Annotated in this window: 15 protein-coding genes; 14 read left to right on the forward strand and 1 reads right to left on the reverse strand. The window is 41.2% G+C overall.

What is annotated here, in order from left to right:
• Positions 1–104 precede the first annotated feature (104 nt).
• From ACQV1I_RS07510 to ACQV1I_RS07530, 5 genes are all read left to right on the forward strand, one after another.
• Positions 105–2,525 (forward strand): DNA internalization-related competence protein ComEC/Rec2, encoded by a 2,421-nt coding sequence (locus ACQV1I_RS07510; RefSeq protein WP_116333222.1) that lies wholly within the window; start codon positions 105–107, stop codon positions 2,523–2,525.
• Between the two features lie 72 nt (positions 2,526–2,597).
• Positions 2,598–3,146 carry an RNA polymerase sigma factor gene (locus ACQV1I_RS07515; RefSeq protein ID WP_003338255.1) on the forward strand — a complete coding sequence of 183 codons (549 nt, stop codon included), beginning with the start codon at positions 2,598–2,600 and terminating at the stop codon, positions 3,144–3,146.
• Positions 3,143–4,435: a hypothetical protein gene (locus ACQV1I_RS07520; RefSeq protein WP_116333223.1), complete on the forward strand. Its 1,293-nt coding sequence runs from the start codon at positions 3,143–3,145 to the stop codon at positions 4,433–4,435. The genes ACQV1I_RS07515 and ACQV1I_RS07520 overlap by 4 nt, the downstream gene beginning before the upstream one ends.
• A gap of 504 nt (positions 4,436–4,939) precedes the next feature.
• Complete coding sequence (holA, locus tag ACQV1I_RS07525) at positions 4,940–5,983, forward strand: DNA polymerase III subunit delta (RefSeq protein ID WP_116333224.1); 1,044 nt, start codon at positions 4,940–4,942, stop codon at positions 5,981–5,983.
• Positions 5,984–6,183: 200 nt separating this feature from the next.
• Positions 6,184–6,429, forward strand: coding sequence for a CPCC family cysteine-rich protein (locus ACQV1I_RS07530; RefSeq protein WP_116333225.1), 246 nt, complete (start codon positions 6,184–6,186; stop codon positions 6,427–6,429).
• Positions 6,430–6,503: 74 nt separating this feature from the next.
• Here the strand turns inward: ACQV1I_RS07530 and rpsT are convergent, their stop codons facing one another.
• Positions 6,504–6,779, reverse strand: a complete 276-nt coding sequence (rpsT, locus tag ACQV1I_RS07535) for a 30S ribosomal protein S20 (RefSeq protein WP_094700299.1) — start codon at positions 6,777–6,779, stop codon at positions 6,504–6,506.
• Between the two features lie 244 nt (positions 6,780–7,023).
• On the opposite strand from rpsT, the gene gpr reads away from it, so the two are divergent.
• From gpr to ACQV1I_RS07580, 9 genes are all read left to right on the forward strand, one after another.
• Positions 7,024–8,127, forward strand: coding sequence for a GPR endopeptidase (gene gpr, locus ACQV1I_RS07540; protein ID WP_116333226.1), 1,104 nt, complete (start codon positions 7,024–7,026; stop codon positions 8,125–8,127).
• A gap of 146 nt (positions 8,128–8,273) precedes the next feature.
• The gene (gene spoIIP, locus ACQV1I_RS07545; protein ID WP_094700300.1) at positions 8,274–9,464 is read left to right on the forward strand and encodes a stage II sporulation protein P; all 1,191 of its coding nucleotides are present in this window, start codon (positions 8,274–8,276) and stop codon (positions 9,462–9,464) included.
• A gap of 8 nt (positions 9,465–9,472) precedes the next feature.
• On the forward strand, positions 9,473–9,778 hold the full coding sequence (locus tag ACQV1I_RS07550; RefSeq protein WP_094700301.1) for a DUF3679 domain-containing protein: 306 nt from the start codon (positions 9,473–9,475) through the stop codon (positions 9,776–9,778).
• 254 nt (positions 9,779–10,032) lie between these two features.
• Complete coding sequence (locus ACQV1I_RS07555) at positions 10,033–11,001, forward strand: ABC transporter ATP-binding protein (RefSeq protein ID WP_094700302.1); 969 nt, start codon at positions 10,033–10,035, stop codon at positions 10,999–11,001.
• A gap of 22 nt (positions 11,002–11,023) precedes the next feature.
• Complete coding sequence (locus ACQV1I_RS07560) at positions 11,024–11,992, forward strand: ABC transporter ATP-binding protein (RefSeq protein WP_176452386.1); 969 nt, start codon at positions 11,024–11,026, stop codon at positions 11,990–11,992.
• 181 nt (positions 11,993–12,173) lie between these two features.
• Entirely contained in the window at positions 12,174–13,820 is a 1,647-nt protein-coding gene (locus tag ACQV1I_RS07565; protein WP_116333227.1) for an ABC transporter substrate-binding protein, read from the forward strand.
• A gap of 114 nt (positions 13,821–13,934) precedes the next feature.
• Positions 13,935–14,939, forward strand: coding sequence for an ABC transporter permease (locus ACQV1I_RS07570; protein WP_094700305.1), 1,005 nt, complete (start codon positions 13,935–13,937; stop codon positions 14,937–14,939).
• A 15-nt stretch (positions 14,940–14,954) separates the two neighbouring features.
• Positions 14,955–15,854, forward strand: coding sequence for an ABC transporter permease (locus tag ACQV1I_RS07575; protein WP_116333228.1), 900 nt, complete (start codon positions 14,955–14,957; stop codon positions 15,852–15,854).
• A gap of 226 nt (positions 15,855–16,080) precedes the next feature.
• On the forward strand, positions 16,081–17,175 hold the full coding sequence (locus ACQV1I_RS07580; RefSeq protein ID WP_116333229.1) for a M24 family metallopeptidase: 1,095 nt from the start codon (positions 16,081–16,083) through the stop codon (positions 17,173–17,175).
• Positions 17,176–17,261: the final 86 nt, after the last annotated feature.

Consider the following 17,261-nt stretch of genomic DNA (forward strand, 5'->3'; position numbering starts at 1 on the left):
AATTTTGCTCTATTATACTATAACCCTTCCCGTTTTCTCTATTATTTTGTCCTTATTCTCACTCCTATAATGGATTGACGAATGGATAGAAAGGTGGAAAATGGGTGGCAACCTATCATTTTTTTCTTACATCACTATGTTGGATTGTAGGTATTGGGCTTAGTAATTTGGGAAGGCTCAATCTCTTTCCACCTTCTTCTTATTTATGGATCGGATTTGTTCTATTAATATTGGCGTCGATCTGGTTGAAGGGCCAGAGGAGGAAATGGAGCTTGTTAATATTGGGTCCAATCCTTGCTGGTGCATGTTATTTTAACTGGTACGATGGTCGTAATGTTTCTGAGCTGGTGCACTATACAACAGTGGAAGAACCTGTTTTTTTACAAGGAAAAATTGATTCTCCCGTAGAGCGAGATGGGGATTTGGTGAGATTCTATGCACGAATTAGTCATGTGAAAAGTGAGCAAAGAATGAAGACCCAACCCCAGACACTTCACATAGAGGAGCGAGTTCTTGTTCGTCTCAAACTACAGCAAGAAGAACAAATCGATACCATAAAACGTTGGCAATCGGGTAATACATTTCAGGCTCAAGCTACAATAAAGCACCCAGGTACAGCGAGTAATCCTCATGCGTTTGACTACAGATCTTATCTTCACTACCAAAAAGTAGCGGTATTGGCTGAAATAGATTTTATGGCCATGGAGGTTCAGGAGGGCAAAGGTGACTGGCGGGCCTTTTTTACTAGATGGCAAAGAGCGGAAGCCAGACAATTAGAGAAACTAATAATGAAGCCTGAAATCATAGGCTTTTTTAAATCACTTTTATTAGGTCAGCAATCGAAGGTAGAAGCCGATCTTCAAACGGTTTATGCAGATTTAGGATTTATTCATGTGCTTGCTATTTCTGGATTGCATATCACGGTCGTATCTAGCGGCTTTTTATGGCTATTACAAAGGATTGGTGTTCCCAAAAAAGCTTCTTATGTGATAGGAATACTATTTATATTGATGTATGTGGGCCTGGTAGGTATGGGAGTATCAGCTGTACGATCTGGTTTTATGGGGATTCTAGGATTATTAGCACGGTCTAGGGAAAAATCTGCGCAAGGTCTAGAGATACTAGGTGTCACTGGGCTCATTATGTTAATGTACGACCCATATCAATTATTTCATCTAGGATTTCAATTATCTTTTTTTATTACGATGGGGTTATTGGTCTTTGTACCTTTGCTAGTACAACTAGAATGGCCTATGCCAAATTGGGTGGTTTCCACACTAGCAGTTACACTCGTTTCCCAACTAATCTCATTCCCCTTTCTCATTCATTATTTTCATTTGTTTTCACCGATTTCATGGCTGGTTAATGTATTATTGGTACCTGTTTATTCGTATGTTATTTTGCCGCTTGGATACATGTTGCTGCTTTTTTCTCATGTACATATTGCATTGACTTACATACCCTCCGTTGTAGCTGATTATCTTTTAACCTCTGTTCATTCCTTTCTTACATTCCTTCATCAAACAAAATTTCCATTGCGGCATTGGGCACATCCTGTTTGGTGGTGGCATGTACTATATATAGGGTTTTGTGCTGGTTTTTGGGCGATGTGGCATTTCGGTTATCACCGTAAAAAGGATCTTTTTGTGACAGCATTTATCTTCGTTTTGTTGGTTATTATTGCACGCGAACCATGGGGGAAAAAAGGTGAGGTAGAAATTACCATTATTGACGTGGGGCAAGGAGACTCTATAATAGTTGAGATAGACGATTCTTTCGTATATGTAATAGATACAGGAGGAACGATCTCCTTTGGAAAAGAGCCTTGGCAAAAACGAAGAAATCCATTTGAAGTCGGCAAGGATATCGTACTGCCTTATTTGCGCTCTAAAGGAGTGGAACGCATCAATTGTCTAGTGCTGACGCATGGTGATCATGATCATGTAGGAGGGGTACAAGCACTGCTACCGTCTCTAAAGGTGGATCGTGTACTTACCAATGGTAGACAACCAAAGGCTGAGGCAGAATGGTTCCAAGCTTTACATAGGGAACAAATCAGTATTTATACGGGATATTCAGGCTATACCTGGCAGGATAATCCGAATGTTACGTGGACTTGGCTATCCCCTGATCCTAAAGAGACACAAGGGAGTTCTGAAAATAATGCCTCTGTTGTCCTGCTCTTATCTGCGTATGGTGTAAACATATTGTTAACAGGCGATTTGGAAGAATCGGGAGAACAAGAATTGTTACAACGCTATACATTACCTCCGATTGATCTTTTAAAGGTAGGGCATCACGGGAGTAAGACTTCAAGCAGTGAGGAATTCCTGAATGCCATTACCCCTGGTGTTTCATTGATTTCAGTAGGAACTAACAATCGGTACCACCATCCTTCCGAACAAGTAATAGAGCGTTTTAAACAACAGAATACACAAATTTATCGCACGGATCACCATGGAGCGATTACTATTACGATTAATGAAAATGGATACAAAATTACTCCTACATTACAACCAGAATAATTAAAATGATGATGGATTATGTTTGCAACTTTCATGAAGTTGCCTACGTCTGAAAGGAAGGAGAGAGCGCTAATGATTGAAGCTGACCTGATCAAAAAGGCGCAGGCAGGAGATCAAGAAGCTTTGGTGGAACTGCTTCGCTCCATTGAGAACACTGTGTATCGGAGCGCTTTCTATATTACGGGTAACGAACACGATGCAATGGATGTAGCCCAGGAAGCTTTATTACGCGTCTTTAGAAAAATTGGCACCTTTCAGGAAAAAGCCAAATTTACCACATGGGTTCAACGTATTGTCAGCAACATTTGTATGGATCGCTTTCGGGCAAAAAAGGAGACCTTATCCATCGATGAATATGAACTGACGCTACAAGACAAACAAAATGTTGAAGATACGATTTTGTTACATAGCATGTCAGAGGATGTTCATCGAGCAATTGCCAAATTACCGGAGCATTATCGAGTAGTTGTTGTGCTTCGCTATTTGCAAGATTTTTCCTATCAAGAAATTGCTGATACTTTGGACGTACCGCTCAACACGGTGAAATCTTATCTGTTTAGGGCTAGACATCAATTGCAGACACTGCTGCAGGAATATGAGAAGGGGGGGATAAGAGGATGACGCAGGATGACATCCATGATTGGATGCAAAGAGATTTGGACGATGATTTGTCTGTGGAAGAAAAACGAATGTTACAAGCTAAGTTAGCTGAGAACCCAGAGTATATGCTCCAGTACGAACGTTTACAAAAAGTTTCTGATGGATTGGCAAACCTGCCAAGAGTTACACCACCGTTTAGTATTGTTGATGCGCTCTTACCTCAATTGGAGCAGTCCCGAGTAACCCCTGAACCAGTGGCTGTTACACAGACAGCACCACCTCGTCTAGAGTTAAAACAGAAACAAGACAAATCAGCAGCTAAAAACCGCCGTTTGCCATTGTGGATGGCCAAGGTAGGGAGCGGAGTTGCGGCAGCTTGTTTGTTGCTAGGAATTTTTGTTATGGCCAATAAGGACAAAAATGAAACAATTGTTCTTACGAATGGGGCTTCTGGTCATGTACAAGAGGAAGTATCAAAAAAATCATCGGGTGACTTGATCACGAAGGATGTACCAAAAACAGAAAAACCTAAATCTACTACTTCTGATAAAAACACAGCTGTAAACGAGAAGGGACAAAATTCACAGGATGCTTCAAAAGAGATTCCGGTTAGTACACCAGATGATACCTCTAGTGAGTTAAAAGGAAATCAAAAGCTGGAGGAGAACAAGCAGGAACACCAACAGAACAGGCCTAACGATAATAAGTCTGATGCCGAAAATAGTATAGCAATGGCTCAGAAGGATGGTCATCTGAAGGGTGGTAACCAAACGGATGGAAACCAAACACAGCATGAGATGGCTATTGCTCCTACAATAAAAGATAACCACGCTTCGACTTCTGGCAAAGCATCTGCTCATGAGCAGTCGTTATCAGAAGATGCACTATTCTCTTTGATTCCTGATCAGGTGGACAATTATAATAAGCTTGATCAAGAAGGTAAGGTTCAAGCGTGGGAAGAAGCGTCTAAGGAAGTGCGAGAATTTTTGCAGGAGCATCCTGATTTACAAAATGTTAAAAATCAGAAAGAGTTAGAAAAGGTTATTCAAAATGCCATTGAGCGGGCGCTGAAGGAACAGAAACAACGAGAAGAAGAAAAAAAGCAAAAAGCGGAGCAGCAAGCTAAAGATAAGCAAAAAGAATGGGAAAAACAGCAGAAAGAATTAGAGAAGAAGCAAAAAGAGCTACAAAAAGAATGGGAAAAACAAATGAAAGAATGGGAGAAGCAGCAGGAAAAGCAACAAAAAGATGCAGAAAAGCACCTAGAAGAGTGGACCAATCTACAAAATGGATGGAATTGGCATAAATAATGATTGGCGATCAATATCCATCAGATACTGGAAAACAGAAGGCACCGATTCAAGAATGCTTGCAAAGACAGCAGAGTATATTCTTGCATTCAGGGGCCATTGGGTGAAAGAAAACGGGCTAAAAAAAGAAACCTCAGTTGTATTAACAAATAGGATGTTTCTCATTTATGGAACGATAAGCATTTCGAAGCTTGGGGATAGCGTAGTCTTCCTTCCCTTTTCTTAGATTCAGTCATCATGCAAAGATAGGACGAACGCCAAATTTTGCATAAGACTGACACCAAAAAGTGCGTTTTGCGTAAGATAAAGTATCAAGCACCCCCTGCTTCCCGTGTAGAGAGAAAACATCCGGGGTTTTCTCTCTAGCGTTTACATAAAAGCGAATGTTGCTTGGTTAAACCATGACTGAGAAGGTCGTGGTTTTTTTGCGTGCAAGCCTAAGCGTGTTATAATAAGGGAACTGAAAAAATCCAGGGACTTGCGAGTAACAAAGGGGAGATCGGAATGCCGTTACGCACGGCGATGCGGGAGATTAAGCAGAAGCGATTTGCTCCGGTATATGTACTGTATGGGCCGGAGACTTATCTAAAAGAGGAATTTATGGCCTTGCTTCGTAAAGAGATGATTGACCCGACATACGCTGACTTAAATATAGGAATGTACGACTGTGCTCAAACACCTTTTGAAGATATATTACTAGAAGCAAATACATTGCCTTTTTTGTCTGACTATCGTCTGGTTATTGCCAGTAATGCATATTTTTTAACTGGGGCAAAACCACCAAGTAAAGTAGAACATAACACAGACGGCCTCCTAGATTACTTAAAGGACCCGACACCAAGTAGTTCACTAGTGTTGGACGTACAGGCAGATAAGCTGGATGAACGAAAAAAATTAACCAAGCAATTGCAACAACGCGCAGTTGTTCTTGGATTTCAAACGTTACAAGACGCCGATTTATATGGGTGGATTGAACGGACTGCCCAACGATTTGGTGCACAGATTGAACGAGAGAATGCTATGTTGTTGGCAGAGCGTGTTGGTTCAGAATTACGGCTATTAGTTAAAGAGATCGAAAAAATGGCGCTCTATGTGAAGACGACTGACAATCAAACGGGAGAAATCACCCGTGGAACAATTGAATTGTTGGCCTCGCGGACGTTAGAGCAGGATGTCTTTTTTCTCGTTGAAGCTGTTGTTACTGGTAGGGTAGCAGATGCGTTTCGTACTCTATATGATTGCTTGAAGATGGGAGAAGAGCCGATTAAATTGATGGCGTTATTAGCAAGACAGTTTAGACTAATATATCATGTTAAGACCCGTTCTCCACTAGGTTATACGCAGCAGCAACTAGCTGGTATGCTAAAGATGCATCCTTATGCGATTAAAAAGGCGATGGAGCAATCGAGGCATTTTTCAGAAGCTAGTTTACGGCGATTGCTAGGGATTCTTGCAGAAGAAGATTACCGGATGAAATCAGGACAGACTGATAAGAGATTAGCTCTGGAGGTATTTATAACGAAGGTAGGGCAAGAGTTGCAGCGATAAAGAGTAGACAGGGCTTTTACAACCACGACGAGGACTCGGCTATTAGTATGTAGGAAATGGCTGACAGTGTCAGTAGTGTTATTGAAATTAAATCAAGAGGGCTCTACAGAGTGCGTATACTCGATGTAGGGCTTTTTTTTATGATAGAATTCCAATAAGACAAAGTAGAGTTTACAAGTGATGTGCGGGGGAAAATGGAAATGAAAAAAACATGTCCATGCTGTGGATATATCACATTGAAGAGTGAACTTCATGATATTTGTGAAATTTGCTTTTGGCAAGACGATCCAAATTGCTGGGAACGACCAGATGAAGTAGGATGTGCTAATGGGGATTTGTCATTGAGGCAGGCACAACAAAACTATCTAAGCTATGGAGCTTGTGAGGAGTGTTGTGTAGACGTGGTTCGCCCACCAACTGAACGAGATATGAGGGATCTTACTTAGAAGGTGTTTTCCCACTAAATAAAAAAACCCTGCAAACCAAAGGTTGCGGGGTTTTTTGGCCTGTCAAAACGAAATTATGCTACAGGAGCAGTAAGAACGTTAAGTTTTTTCATCAGGCGAGATTTTTGACGATTAGCTGCGTTTTTATGAATAAGACCTTTCGTAGCAGCCTTGTCAATTTTCTTAACAGCTGCAAGAAGGGTTGTTTTAGCTAATTCCACGTCAGTAGCAAGAACTGCTTTTTCAAAGTTCTTGATTGTTGTACGAAGATCAGATTTTTGAGAAGCGCGTTGAGCACGGCGTTTTTCAATCGTCTTTGTACGTTTGATAGCGGATTTAATGTTTGGCATACTTTCACCTCCTTAAAACAATAGAAAAGACCATAGCAAAAGAAATGCAACAAATAGTATTCTAGCATGCGTTTGGTGCATTTGCAAGGAATGATTTTGCGAATAAAAATGACAGAAGCAAGCAACCTAGTACTAAGAAATAAGAAGAGAACTCACGATAATCTGGTTCTTAACAAGAAGGACTTAAAAATGAGCCAAATTAGCTTATTGTACGGTTACTTTTCCCTACTTGGAGGCGAATAAAATGAATGTACATAACATTGATTTATCAAAGTATGCAATCCGGACTGATTTGGCAGTAGAAGCACATGAGATAGCTCGTGAGCAGAATCAAAGTGATATTCCGGGGGTTTTCCTATCAACAGATAGTTCTGAGCCTGGTATTACCGTGACAAGAGTACAGGTTGAGAATGAAGATGCAGGTAAACAAATCGGTAAGCTACCGGGGAATTACGTGACGATTGAGGTGCCAAAACTAAGAGATAATGACTCCGAGCTGGAGGGGGGAGTGACCAAGCGATTTGCCCGAGAGTTTGCTAGATTTCTACATGAACTCGGATTAACAGAGGAGAAGAAGGCGTTAGTCATTGGTCTTGGAAATTGGAATGTAACGCCTGATGCACTAGGCCCGCAGGTTGTTGAAAATTTATTGGTGACTCGCCATTTGTTTGAACTAGCACCAGAATCAGTTCAAGAGGGATATCGTGAAGTTAGCGCGTTGTCTCCTGGTGTATTAGGTATTACGGGTATTGAGACTAGTGAGATTGTTTTTGGCGTGGTAGAGAAGAGCAAGCCAGATTTTGTGATTGCGATTGATGCCCTTGCTTCCCGTGCTCTACATCGTGTCAATACAACCATTCAGATTGCGGATACGGGAATTCATCCAGGATCGGGTGTAGGAAATAAGCGTAAATCCATTGACCAAGACACATTAGGGGTTCCCGTCATCTCTATTGGAGTTCCAACGGTGGTATTTGCTTCCACCATCGTAAATGACGCGATTACCTATTTATTAGGCCATTTTAATCAATCGATGCAAGAGCAAAATCGTGCATTCAATCGACTCACTGCCTCGGAAATGCCGGAGCGTAAGGAACCTTATACGGAGGAAGACTTGCCTGATATGGAAAAAAGGGGAACCTTCATGGGATTAGTTGGGCAGCTATCTGAGGATGAGAAACGACAGTTAATTCATGAGGTACTGCGGCCACTTGGGCAAGAATTAGTTGTAACACCTAAGGAAATAGATGATTTTATGGAAGGGATTTCTAATATAGTAGCAACAGGACTTAATCAAGCGTTGCATAGAGCAGTTTCAGAGGATAATGTGAGTGCCTATACACATTAAAAAAAGCAGGTTGCTTCCATATAATAACAACTAATAAAAAAGCTTCACAAATTAAACGTTATTTTACTAGGGTGATCGTTCTATCTACTCTATGACATGCATACTATAAAGCATATGCAGAGAAACGTCAGAGGAGGAGAAATGAAATGGTCACCCTTTTACAACGCTATTTTTTTGCGCTCTCTGCCGGTACAGCTCTGTTATTTGTGCTTGTGAGTCTTTTGCTTGTAAGCTCCAATCACCAGAATTTTCTGTACTCTAGTAGTATTCAACGAGCCGCTTCCAACGTATCAAGCATTACGTTTCTAGATGCGATGGGCATGGAAATCCCTAGCTTGCATCGTACCGTTCAGGCGCAGGGAGAACCTGAGAGCTCCACGATGCAAAGCTTCTTCTTTCAACTTATTACTGGTATTTATCCCGGAGATTTACGCAGTCTGTTAGGCAGAGAGTTGCCAGGATTGCTTACTTATGATGATGCACGCATTATTGTGCCAGGTCAAGGACTAGAGCTAGTGGATTTGTACGTGGAATCTGCGGCACCGAATGCAGTTGTTCAGGATGTGAATAGAGAAGAAGGTACGAAATCAAGAGACGCAGTACAGCCAGGACAAATCGAAAAGGATGAAACGAAAACGCCAAGTCCACCTAGTATAACTGGAGAAAAACGTGTTTTTATTTACAATACACATAATCGAGAATCATGGACGCATGTCGCACCTACCGTAGGAACGTCAGTTGACCATCCAACAAAAAATATTCAGTTAGTTGGCAAACGATTTGGAAAGTTACTGCAAGAAAAAGGGGTAAATAACATTGTAAGTGAGAATGATTTTATTCAACAGTTGATCGATCAGAAAAAGACATATCCGATGGCATATGCTGAGTCATTTAAAGCTGTGAAAGCTGCTGCTAAACAATATCCTGCCTTGGAGTATTATTTTGATATCCATAGGGATGGGAATGTGTCACGTAGCAAAACGGCAATAACGATAAACGGAAAAACGTACGCTCGAATCCTATTTGTCATCGGAACACGTAATCGTAATTTCATGCAAAATGAACGCATGGCTAAAGAATTAAACGCTTTGGTAGAGAAAAAATACCCAGGATTATCTCGTGGTGTAATCGCAAAAGGTGCACATGAGGGAAATGCCGAGTATAACCAGTCTATCTCTCCGGGTAGTCTATTACTAGAGGTTGGCGGAATCAACAACACGCTTGAGGAATCTTACAATACAGCAGAAGCATTTGCTGATGTTTTTGCGGAATATTACCAAAAAGCAGAGAGAGTGAACAAGGAGCAAACGCCAAAAAGTAGTAAGAGTAAGGAGTGAGACTTTGAATGGCGCATACGATACGATTTGTAGGTATGGTTATTCTTCTGTTAATTGGCATTGTGCTCGGCATGCAAACCGCTGAACGGGGCATAAATAAAGTGGATGGAAGCTTACGAGAACAATCCCAGACGTTTGCTATTACTAAAGTTGATAACAATCAAGTAGAGATAGCGGTTATGGGTAAACAAGTGCGAACGGAACCGAAGCGAGTCGTTAATTATGTAAGTGAAGCAGGAGAATCAGTAGGAAAGTGGGTAAAAAAGGGGACAGAAGCTACTGTAAGTTGGATTTCTGGATTTTTTGAACCATAATGCGAAGAGATGAAACTAGTGGGGAGCCAATAGGATTGACTGGAAAGGCAATTTGTGCTGATGTGCTCGCAAGTTGCCTTTTTAGCTAGAAAACAAGTTTTTTAGGAAAAAAATAACTGGTTTAATTATACAAAATTAATTTTTGTTCATACTATATTATTTTGATATTGCTAGTTTTATAAATAAATGCAATAATTATCTAAGTTATCAAAAAATAACCCATAAGAACAATGGTATAGAGAGGTACGGTCACTTTGACGCAAAAGATTTTACACATTGAGAATCTAGAGACCCATTTTTTTACGGATCGTGGACGAGTTCCGGCCGTTGATCGAATTACTTTATCTATCAACCAAGGTGAAGTGTTAGGTATTGTGGGCGAGTCAGGCTGTGGCAAGAGCGTTACATCACTTTCCGTCATGCGATTAGTACCTAATCCTCCAGGAAAAATTGTGGGCGGTAACATTTTGTTTAAGGGTGAGAATCTTTTAACTGCTAGTGAAAAACGAATGCGAGAGATTCGTGGAAATGAAATCGCCATGATTTTTCAGGAGCCAATGACCTCTCTGAACCCTGTTTACAAAATTGGGGACCAGATTAGAGAAGCAGTCATCCTACACAAAAGGGTTTCTAAAAAAGAAGCAACAAAGCGTGCCATCGATATGCTAAAATGTGTGGGAATTCCCCGTGCAGAGGAAATTATTCATGAGTATCCGCATCAATTATCTGGCGGTATGCGTCAGCGGGTCATGATTGCGATGGCGATGGCCTGTAGTCCGCAGCTATTGATTGCAGACGAGCCTACTACCGCTCTTGATGTTACCATTCAGGCCCAGATACTTGACTTGATGCGCAGTCTAAATGAGGATATGGGGACCGCAATCATGTTGATCACCCATGACCTTGGTGTGGTGGCAGAAATGTGCCACAGAGTGGTTGTTATGTATAGCGGAAATGTGGTGGAAGAAGGAAATGTCAGAAATATTCTGAAAAATCCGAAACACCCATATACGCAAGGCTTACTTCAATCCATCCCACATTTAGAAGAAAAGAAGGAGCGCCTTTACTCTATTCCAGGTAATGTTCCACTCCCAGGCACTATTAAAGAAGGCTGCCGGTTTGCACCGCGTTGTGAGCATGTAATGGACAAATGTCGGATAGCGATGCCAGAGCTGCTGGAAGTGGGGACAGGACATCGAGCGCGTTGTTTTCAACATGAATAATAACAGCTGAAGGGGGTGCAGATTGGTGGAGGATTTATTAGTAGTTAATCGTTTGAAAAAATATTACCCGATCACGGGTGGAGTTTTTGCCAAGGAGATCGGTGCTGTAAAAGCAGTTGATGATGTTTCTTTTCATGTTAAGAGAGGCGAAACCCTAGGATTGGTAGGAGAGAGCGGTTGTGGAAAGTCTACAACAGGTAGATCTATTCTCCGATTAATAGAACCAACAAGTGGTGAAGTGTTGTTTGAAGGAAAAGATGTCGCCAGGATGAAAAGGGAGGAAGTACGGGAGATTCGAAAGGATATGCAAATTATCTTTCAGGATCCGTTTGCGTCTCTAAATCCACGACATACAGTTGGAAAAATTTTAGAAGAACCTTTGATTGTCCATGGTGTCAATTCCTTAAAAGAACGAAGTAAGCGTGTTCATGAATTACTAGAGGTAGTTGGTTTATCGACTTATCATGCTGGACGTTATCCCCATCAATTTAGTGGAGGACAGCGTCAGCGAATCGGAATTGCTCGTGCCCTGATTTTAAATCCCAAATTAATTGTGGCTGATGAGCCAGTATCAGCCTTGGATGTATCTGTTCAATCACAAGTGCTTAATCTCATGCAGGATTTACAAAAAGAATATAACCTGACGTACCTGTTCATTGCTCATGATCTGAGTGTTGTTCGGCATATCAGTGATCGTGTAGGTGTAATGTATTTGGGCCGCATTGCGGAGATTGCGGATAAAGATGAGCTATACGCTAATCCACATCACCCGTATACAAAGGCATTGTTATCAGCGGTTCCTGTAGCAGATCCTGATAAAAAGCAGGAAAGGATTATTTTGCAAGGTGATTTACCAAGTCCAGCTAATCCACCGTCTGGTTGTACATTTCATACACGATGTCCACATGTGATGGACGTGTGCAGGGAAAAACGTCCTGAGATGCTCAAATTAAGGGAAGATCATCTGGTAGCTTGTCACTTATATAGTTAATATTCTAAATTTTATGAAAATAATTGAGCATATTTTTATAAAAAGAACGTACTGTTTTGACAAAACCACTTTTTCAAATTGATTTGTTACAAGCTGAAAACGTTATGAATGCATGAAGAAGGAAGCAGTTCCTATATGTTGCTTTCTTTTCATGAATATAGAAAACAAGGGGGATTAAAATATGAAGAAAAGGAAGCTGGTAGCAGCTCTTTCAGGAATAATGGCTTTTTCTGTAGCATTAACCGGGTGTGGCGGTAATACAAATGACGCCGCTAAACAGGGTGAAACGAAGACAGCAGAAACAAAAAAAGAAGATAAAAAAGGTGGAAAAACCTTAATTGTAGGTCGGGGTGGAGATTCTGTAGGCCTTGATCCCATCACAATTACCGATGGAGAGTCAGCACGTGTTACAGAGAACATTATGGAAACATTAGTGAAATACAAAAAAGAAAATACGGAAGTAATACCAGGACTTGCTGAAAAGTGGGACATTACACCAGATGGTAAGGAATATACTTTCCATTTGCGAAAAGGTGTTACATTCCACGATGGTACACCTTTTAATGCAGAAGCTGTTAAATTTAACTTTGAGCGTTGGATGGATAAAAACAATCCGTACCACGATAAAGAAGGCTATGAATATTACAATGACATGTTCGGCGGCTATAAGGGTGACAAGGATCATGTCATCGCGTCTGTAGATGTGAAAGATGAGTACACTGTGGTCCTTACATTAAATCGCCCTCTAGCACCTCTCATGCAGAATTTAGGCATGTTCCCGTTTGCTATCGCTTCACCAGATGCTGTGAAGAAGGGGATGAAGGAATTTAATGAGAAGCCTGTTGGAACTGGCCCATTCAAATTCGAAAAATGGAACCGCAATGATAGTATTACTATTTCAAAAAATACAGATTATTGGCAAAAAGGTCTTCCCAAGCTAGACAAGGTTATTTTTAAAGTGATTCCAGATAACTCTGCTCGTTTAACAGCGCTTACATCCGGTGAGATAGATATTATGGATGGTTTAAATCCTGATGATGCCAAATCTGTGAAAGAAAATAAAGACCTACAGTTATTTGTACGTCCTTCTATGAATGCTGGGTGGTTAGGTTTTAACATTGAGAAAAAACCGTTGGATAACGTGAAAGTGCGCCAAGCAATGGGGCATGCCGTAGATAAACAAGGAATGATTGAAGCCTTCTACAGCGGTTTCGCCCAGCCTGCTACCAATCCATTGCCACCTTCTATTTGGAGCCATAACGATCAGATTAAGGATCGTGAATATAACCTAGAAAAAGCGAAGCAATTATTGACAGAAGCAGGTTATCCAAATGGTTTCAAAGTGAAATTCTGGGCGATGCCAGTACCTCGTCCATACATTATTAATGGACAAAAAATGGCAGAAGCAATACAACAGGACTTTAAGAAAATTGGTATTGATGCCGAGATCGTTTCCATGGATTGGGCAACTTATCTAGATAAAACCAAAAAAGGGGAGCAGGAGCTTTATCTGCTTGGATGGACGGGAGATAATGGCGACCCTGACAACTTCTTAAACAACCACTTTAATAAAAATAACATAGGCGGTAGTAACCGTTCCTTCTACAAGGATGAGAAAGTTACTGACCTGCTTGTGAAAGCACAATCTGAAGTAGACGTGGCAAAACGTACTGAGATATACAACGAAGTTCAACAAATCATCTTTGATCAAGCTATTCTTATCCCGTTGGTGCACTCGACGCCTCCAATCGCAGCAAAAGCAACCGTTAAAGGCTATGTCCCGCATCCAAAAGGTAATGAAAGTTTAGAAGAGGTAGATATCGAATAAGCATTCATATTCAAAAGGGTAGGAGCTGAGCTTTCCTCTTACCCTTTTCCTTTACCAATCCTTTATACATTGCAACCTGTTAATAAATAAGCAAGGAAAGCGAGGAGATGGCATTTGCTAGCTTACACTATACGACGATTGCTCATGCTGATCCCTGTGTTTTTGGGCATGTCCATTATCGTGTTTTCCATTATTCACGCCATCCCCGGGGACCCAGCCTTAACGATTTTAGGAGAGAAGGCGAGTCCGAGTGCCGTTGAAGAGCTACGTGAACAATTGGGATTAAATCATCCATGGTACGTTCAATATTTTTCCTATCTAAAAGATGTGATTACAGGTAATTTAGGTGTATCACTCCATACCAAAGCAGCTATTGCCAAGGAGATCGTTCCTTATCTATCTGCTACTACAGAGTTAGCTATTATTAGCTTATTGTTCGCTCTTATTGTAGGGATTAATGCCGGAATTATATCTGCTTGGAAACAAAACTCTTGGTTTGACTATGTGTGCATGCTAATTGCTTTAATTGGTGTTTCTATGCCCGTGTTTTGGCTCGGTTTAATGGAGCAATGGTTTTTTGCACAAGAATTGAAATGGTTGCCTTCAGTAGGGCGAGATAATCCACGAGATGCTGTTGAGGCCATTACTCATTTCTATATGCTCGATACGATATTGGCAGGGAGATGGGACCAATTCAAGGATGTGATTTTGCACCTTATCTTACCTGGTATTGCACTAGGAACCATTCCAATGGCAATCTTTGCTCGAATTACCCGTTCAAGCATGCTGGAAGTGATGCGTTCTGATTACATTCGTACCGCCCGAGCTAAAGGCTTGGCCCAGTTTTTCGTGGTGTACAAGCACGCTTTAAAAAATGCCCTGATTCCTATATTGACAGTGATTGGCTTACAATTAGGAATGCTTTTAGGCGGTGCAATTCTGACGGAGACTATTTTTGGATGGCCGGGGATTGGGCGTTACATTTATACAGCGATCGGTAACCGTGACTATCCTGTTATCCAATCCGGCATTCTTGTGATTGCCTTCATTTTCGTATTGATCAACTTGATTGTAGATTTACTCTATGCCTATGTTGATCCACGTATTAAATATCGCTAAGGAGGTTTTTCAACAGTGGCACAAGTAACCCCAGAGATTCAAGTTGTCCCTTCTAAAGAGCAAGTTGAAAAAGCAACGTCTCCTTGGCGAGATGCCTGGCGAACGTTACGGAAAAATAAGATGGCTTTGTTAGGGTTTGGGATCATCATCTTCTTTGTTCTGATTGCAATTCTTGCCCCTCTTATCACTACGTATCCTTTTGATGAAGGTGCCTTAAAAGAGAGAAATATGCCGCCTTCTGCCGAGCATTGGTTTGGAACGGATTACAATGGTCGAGACGTATATACTCGTGTAGTATATGGAGCACAAATCTCTTTATGGGTAGGAACATTCTCGGTAGTAGGCTCTATCATCATAGGAACGCTGCTTGGACTGATTGCTGGCTACTATGGAAGATGGATTGACATGCTTATCTCTCGTACATTTGATATCATTTTAGCCTTCCCTAGCATTTTGTTAGCCATTGCGATCGTTGCTATTCTAGGGCCTTCTCTACAGAATGCACTTATGGCTATTGCGATTATCAATGTTCCTACTTATGGACGGTTGGTACGCTCGAAGGTACTTAGTTTAAAAGAAGAGGAATTTATTATGGCTGCTAAAGCTATTGGAATGAAGGATGCTCGGATTATTACACAACACCTATTACCCAATAGCATAGCTCCAATTATTGTGACGGGGACCTTGGGTATCGCAACCGCTATTTTGGAAGCGGCTGCGCTTGGATTCCTTGGACTTGGAGCACAACCCCCGCAACCAGAATGGGGTAAAATGCTGGCTGACTCCCGTGAATACATCCAGCAGGCACCTTGGACTGTTGTCTTTCCTGGTCTGTCCATTGTTCTGACCGTTCTTGGATTTAATCTGATAGGTGATGGATTGCGAGATGCATTAGATCCGCGGATGAAGAATTAGAAATGAATATAGCTCCTGCCTTACGATGAATTTATTCATCATCTAGAGTAGGAGCTTGTTTTTTTACACCAATATCCATATGAGAGAATAAATATACCTTTCATATGTTGACTCTATCACGAGATAGCAGGAAGATCTAATTTGTACAAGGAGGATGTATCAGTACATCTCCTATGGTATCCTCAAGATAGGGAAAGTTAGCTAAAGAAAGGTATGGTGGGGGAAAGTGGATCAAAGACGTCTTACTCAACTTCGTTCTTTCATGGAAGAACAGCAAACGGAAGCTATTCTCGTTACTCTTCCTATGCATGTATATTATTTGACAGGTTTTTTTACAGATCCGCACGAACGGTTTATGGGGCTTGTAATCCCCGCTGATGGAGAACCGGTATTAATCGTACCTGGGTTAGACCGTAATGCAGCTGAAGCGGCTTCTAGCGTACAAAAAATTATGACACATACAGACACGGATAATCCGTATCAGATTTTAAAGCAGGCCCTACCACAGAATATCAAGAGATTGGCTGTTGAGAAGAGTCATTTGACTGTTTCTATATATGAAGCGATGGTCAAAGAATTAGATGTTCCTACATATATAGATGTGGAAGAGCCGTTGCGCCAAATGCGTTTAATAAAGTCGGTTGATGAAGTGGCTCGGATTAAGCGAGCATGTGAAACAATCGAGGAAGTTCTACGGCAATGCCTACCAAAAGTAAAAGTAGGTGTAACGGAAGCCGAGATTGTAGCAGAGCTTGAATTCCTGATGAAAAAATTAGGCTCTCAAGGTCCTTCGTTTTCTACTATGGTGTTAAGCGGTCCTAATTCAGCGCTACCACACGGGAAGCCAGGTAGCCGTAAGATTGCTAACGGGGAGTTCCTATTGTTTGACATGGGTGTGCTACAAGACGGCTATATCTCTGATATTACACGTACATTTGCTGTGGGAGAGATTAATGACAAGCAAAAAGAAGTGTATCAAACGGTATTAGCAGCGAATCTAGCAGCGATTGAAGCTACACGTCCAGGTGTTGTACTAGCTGATTTAGACCAGGTAGCGCGTCAAGTTATTGCAGATAAGGGGTATGGTGAGTATTTTACCCATCGCTTAGGTCATGGTATGGGTATGGATGTACACGAATACCCTTCTGTACATGGGGCAAACAAGGATAAATTGGTAAGTGGTATGACATTTACAATTGAACCTGGAATCTATTTGCCAGAGGTTGGCGGCGTACGTATTGAAGATGACGTACTTGTAACAGATACCGGAGTAGAAATTTTAACAAGCTATCCAAAAGAGCTTCAAATCATCGGTGTGTAAATCCGAGCAATGAAAGAAAAACCATACGATCTGCTTTATCTACGAAATAAAGACGAGCCATTCGCTCGTCTTTATTTTTATCATAT

Source organism: Brevibacillus sp. JB24b (assembly GCF_051713385.1).
GTDB lineage: Bacteria > Bacillota > Bacilli > Brevibacillales > Brevibacillaceae > Brevibacillus_B > Brevibacillus_B laterosporus.

Bases quoted from the DNA above. Each gene is read 5' to 3' on its own strand.
- spoIIP (WP_094700300.1), top strand. From the start codon at position 8,274: ATGGTCACCCTTTTACAACGCTATTTTTTTGCGCTCTCTGCCGGTACA.
- holA (WP_116333224.1), top strand. From the start codon at position 4,940: ATGCCGTTACGCACGGCGATGCGGGAGATTAAGCAGAAGCGATTTGCT.
- ACQV1I_RS07565 (WP_116333227.1), top strand. From the start codon at position 12,174: ATGAAGAAAAGGAAGCTGGTAGCAGCTCTTTCAGGAATAATGGCTTTT.
- ACQV1I_RS07530 (WP_116333225.1), top strand. From the start codon at position 6,184: ATGAAAAAAACATGTCCATGCTGTGGATATATCACATTGAAGAGTGAA.
- rpsT (WP_094700299.1), bottom strand. From the start codon at position 6,779: ATGCCAAACATTAAATCCGCTATCAAACGTACAAAGACGATTGAAAAA.
- ACQV1I_RS07520 (WP_116333223.1), top strand. From the start codon at position 3,143: ATGACGCAGGATGACATCCATGATTGGATGCAAAGAGATTTGGACGAT.
- ACQV1I_RS07550 (WP_094700301.1), top strand. From the start codon at position 9,473: ATGGCGCATACGATACGATTTGTAGGTATGGTTATTCTTCTGTTAATT.
- ACQV1I_RS07515 (WP_003338255.1), top strand. From the start codon at position 2,598: ATGATTGAAGCTGACCTGATCAAAAAGGCGCAGGCAGGAGATCAAGAA.
- gpr (WP_116333226.1), top strand. From the start codon at position 7,024: ATGAATGTACATAACATTGATTTATCAAAGTATGCAATCCGGACTGAT.